Genomic DNA, 3,659 nt, shown 5'->3' with positions numbered 1-3,659 from the left:
TGCATGTAATAGTGTTCTGACCAAATTTTATCGCCATTGACGATATTGGTTTGATAAAAGTCCACGCCAGGTAAGTTAAACGGTGCCAGAACTTGCCTGAATTTTTCAGAGACCAACTGCTCTGCGGTTTCATGATAGTCACACGGTTGAAACTTAGCGCGATTACCTTCAGATATACCTACCCGACCCGGCCCCAGCACTTTTCGGTGAATAGGAAAAAGAGACATTAATCTCTCTAACCCATCATCTGAACCTTCAACTTGATCTAACATATAACTCGTTGCACGATCACTTTCGTTTAACATGTAGTATTGGCTATCATATTTCATTTTCTTGCCATCACACGATTCGCCTTCTCATTGACCATCTCTCAAAACGTTAATAATCCAGAATATTGAAAAAATATATGGCCGCCAGAAGCACTTTAGGCAGCCATTGTAGTAATAGTCTGTTATTCAAAGGCCGAACCAATTGACCATTCATCTACCCGCTGAAAACTCAAACCTGTGAGATTTACCTCACGAAGTGCTTGCACAACTGTTTCATGGAACAGAAATTTAGGCTTCTCTTCCAATGTGAATACTAATCGTTTTTCTAGGGGGATTTTATCTAGTACATTTTCATCCAATGACAACACCTCTAACGTAAAATCATCATCTACATAAGTGCCATCTATTTTTGACCGTCCATGATGGATTGCTTTGTGATGATTCCAGATATGCATATAATAGTGTTCTGACCAAATTTTATCGCCATTGACGATATTGGTTTGATAAAAATCTACACCGGGTAAGTGAAACGGCGCCAGAACTTACCTGAATTTTTCAGAAACCAATTGTTCTGCCGTTTCATGATAATCACAAGGGAAAAACTTTGATGTATTACCATCATATACTTTCACTTTTCCTGGCCCTAATACTCGACGACTAATTGAACGCAATGACATCAGGCTGAACAATCCTTCATCAGTACCCTCTGTATGCCCAAGCATATATGCGCCTGACTCATGATTCTCTCTCAAAATATAGTACTGACTGTCATATTTCATGGTGTCACATATCCTATAGCTTCAAATATATCGATTTAATTTTTTTCAAATTTTTACTACTAAAGACTGTCATAAAGTTCATCATCATCGAATGTTGATCCAATAGACCACTCATTAACACGAATAAAACTCACACCAGTTACATTAGCATCACGGAGTGCTTTTACAACAGTTTCATGGAACAGAAACTTAGGCTTTTCTTCCAATGTGAATACTAATCGTTTTTCAAGGAGTATTTTATCTAGCACATTTTCATCTAATGATAACTCCTCTAATATGAAATCATCATTTCTATAAGTACCATCTATTTTTGAGCGGCCTTTATGGATCACACTATAATGGTTCCATATGTGCATAAAATAATGATCATGCCAGATACTATTATTATGAATGATATCTGCTTGATAGAAATCAATACCAGGTAAGTTAAACGGCAACAAAACTTGCCTGAACTTTTCAGATACCAGCTGCTCTGCTGTTTCATGGTAATCAAAAGGCTTAAAATTACTCATATCACCATGTGAAACTTTAACTTTACCAGGCCCTAGCACACGACGACGAATTGAATGAATTGACATTAGGTGTTCTAATCCCTCGTCTGAATCCATACGCTGACCTAGCATGTAAGCACCAGATTCTGAATTTTCTCTCAAGATATAGTATTCGTTGTCGTACTTTATGTTATTTTCATACATATCATTTCCCGATGAACTTACCTAGCCACAAGTCTCTGAGTCAAAGGCTATTACAGCCAGCGTATCTATCATTAAAGCCCCTTTTAAGGGGCCAATATCAATCACATTATTAATATCAGTTACAAGTTATTATAAAAATCGTCTTCCTCTTCTTCTGTAGCAAAAGCAGAGCCTGGCCCCCAGTTCTGAATGTTCAGAAAATTAACACCAGTCAACCCAGCTGCTTTTAACGCAACAACAACTGACTCATGGTAGAGATATTGGGGATCTTCATTCAATCTAAAGACTAATCTCTCATGTAAAGGAACCTTATTTAAGACTTCTTCATTTAACGACATTTTCTCCAAAATAAACCGATCATCTTCATACGTACCATCATAGACAGATCGCTTCGGATGTAAGGCTCGATGATTTTGCCAAATATGAATCAGATAATGCTCTTTCCAGATATTCCCTCGATTTTCTATATAAGCAGGGTAAAAATCGACTCCGGGGAGCTGAAATGAATCCAAAATATTTTTAAATTTCTCAGACACTAGACCTGCTGGCAAGACCTCATGATAATCACAAGGTTTAAAGTTGCCATTATCTCCAAGAGCCCGAATTCAACTTCGAAGTGCGACACTCTCCAATATCAAGTAGCCAAAGTCATTTCTTCAAATACAATGGCTGGCTGCTTGAAGCCTAAACACTTTCTTGGACGATAATTTATCCGCGATAAAGCGAATTCAATATCGCTGTCTGTTACCGTTGTTAGGTCGGTTCCTTTCTTCACATATTGCCTTAAAAGACCATTAGCATTCTCATTAGCTCCACGTTCCCAAGAGCTGTAAGGGTGAGCAAAGTACACATCAGCCTCCAACTCCTTTGCGATCGTTTCATGACCGGCAAATTCTCTCCCGTTATCTGCCGTGATGGTATGGACATGTTTCTTATAAGGCATCAGTAGTTCTATTGTGGCTTTGGTAACATCATCTGCTGACTTAGAGGGCACTTTCTTTACCACGTAAAATCGTGTTTTACGCTCTAAAATAGTCACCATAGCTCCAGAGCCGTGCTTGCCTAATACGGTGCCGATTTCCCAATCACCAAATCGCTCCTTACTGTCAACGATGCTTGGCCTATCATCGATCGAAACAGCATTCTTGATCGCTGGCGCTTTCTCTTTTTTACCGCGACGATACCGCTTGTGTCCTTGCCTCAAGTGGCGATATAACTTGCCACCCAAGCGCTTATCCTGCGCAACAAATCGGTAGATCCACTCATGGCTGACAGCGGCACCGATTTTCGTTAATACACTGGAAATCTGCTCTGGACTCCAATCCGCTTCTAAAAGGAGGCGGATAAAATCAACACGCTCCTGAGGTATTCGGTATTTACGCGCTGATGTGCGTTTTTTGATTGCTAACGCCTGGGCTTTGTTTGGGCAATACTGACTGCCTTTGCGGCCGCGTTTAAGCTCCCGGTATACCGTAGAGCGATGGCACTGAACTGTTTTAGCTATTTCAGAAACCGAAATTCCCCGTTCCAAAAGAGCAGAAATCTGGTATCTTCTGCCCTCGGTCAACTGCTGATAATTCATGGTAGTACTGCTTGTTTCTTTGGCGAGAAGAGCGTACCACTTTTAGCAGTTGGCTTCCTCTTCTACACCTTCCCATGAATGTCGCACTTATTATCTGAAATCGGGAGTAATATTTATATACCCCGGACCAAGAACTTGACGCTTTATTGAACGCATAGCTAACAATCTTGACAAACCTTCATCAGATTTTTTATTTTTAACCAGCATATAGGGTCCAGATTGGCTATCCTCGGTCAATAAATAATACTGTCTATCATAATTCATATTATTTTCATGTGTGTAATTTCCCGATAAAGCCCCACTGAAGGGGCCAATATCAATCACATTATTTATA

General features: G+C 39.8%; 5 protein-coding genes and 2 pseudogenes. All 7 read right to left on the bottom strand.

Translation table 11 applies throughout. The features are described from left to right. Nucleotides 1-329, bottom strand: a pseudogene (locus L6J37_RS21110) (imm11 family protein); the annotation flags it as partial. 122 nt (nt 330-451) lie between these two features. Then, nucleotides 452-724 (bottom strand): hypothetical protein, encoded by a 273-nt coding sequence (locus L6J37_RS21105; RefSeq protein WP_237796505.1) that lies wholly within the window; start codon nt 722-724, stop codon nt 452-454. Between the two features lie 87 nt (nt 725-811). Further along, nucleotides 812-1,048, bottom strand: coding sequence for a hypothetical protein (locus tag L6J37_RS21100; RefSeq protein WP_237796503.1), 237 nt, complete (start codon nt 1,046-1,048; stop codon nt 812-814). Between the two features lie 59 nt (nt 1,049-1,107). Continuing rightward, the gene (locus L6J37_RS21095; RefSeq protein ID WP_237796500.1) at nt 1,108-1,743 is read right to left on the bottom strand and encodes an imm11 family protein; all 636 of its coding nucleotides are present in this window, start codon (nt 1,741-1,743) and stop codon (nt 1,108-1,110) included. A gap of 119 nt (nt 1,744-1,862) precedes the next feature. Beyond that, complete coding sequence (locus L6J37_RS21090; RefSeq protein WP_237796498.1) at nt 1,863-2,279, bottom strand: hypothetical protein; 417 nt, start codon at nt 2,277-2,279, stop codon at nt 1,863-1,865. A gap of 98 nt (nt 2,280-2,377) precedes the next feature. After that, complete coding sequence (locus L6J37_RS21085; RefSeq protein ID WP_237796496.1) at nt 2,378-3,325, bottom strand: IS30 family transposase; 948 nt, start codon at nt 3,323-3,325, stop codon at nt 2,378-2,380. Nucleotides 3,326-3,415: 90 nt separating this feature from the next. Next, a pseudogene (locus tag L6J37_RS21080) lies at nt 3,416-3,659 on the bottom strand (hypothetical protein); the annotation flags it as partial.

Origin of the sequence: Photobacterium sp. WH77 (assembly GCF_022014395.1) — a bacterium.
GTDB lineage: Bacteria > Pseudomonadota > Gammaproteobacteria > Enterobacterales > Vibrionaceae > Photobacterium > Photobacterium arenosum.
Note: the sequence above shows the minus strand (reverse complement) of the source record. Positions and strands in the feature narration are given on the sequence as shown.

Coding starts and splice junctions, on each gene's coding strand:
- L6J37_RS21105 (WP_237796505.1), bottom strand. CDS start 724: ATGCATATCTGGAATCATCACAAAGCAATCCATCATGGACGGTCAAAA.
- L6J37_RS21100 (WP_237796503.1), bottom strand. CDS start 1,048: ATGAAATATGACAGTCAGTACTATATTTTGAGAGAGAATCATGAGTCA.
- L6J37_RS21095 (WP_237796500.1), bottom strand. CDS start 1,743: ATGTATGAAAATAACATAAAGTACGACAACGAATACTATATCTTGAGA.
- L6J37_RS21085 (WP_237796496.1), bottom strand. CDS start 3,325: ATGAATTATCAGCAGTTGACCGAGGGCAGAAGATACCAGATTTCTGCT.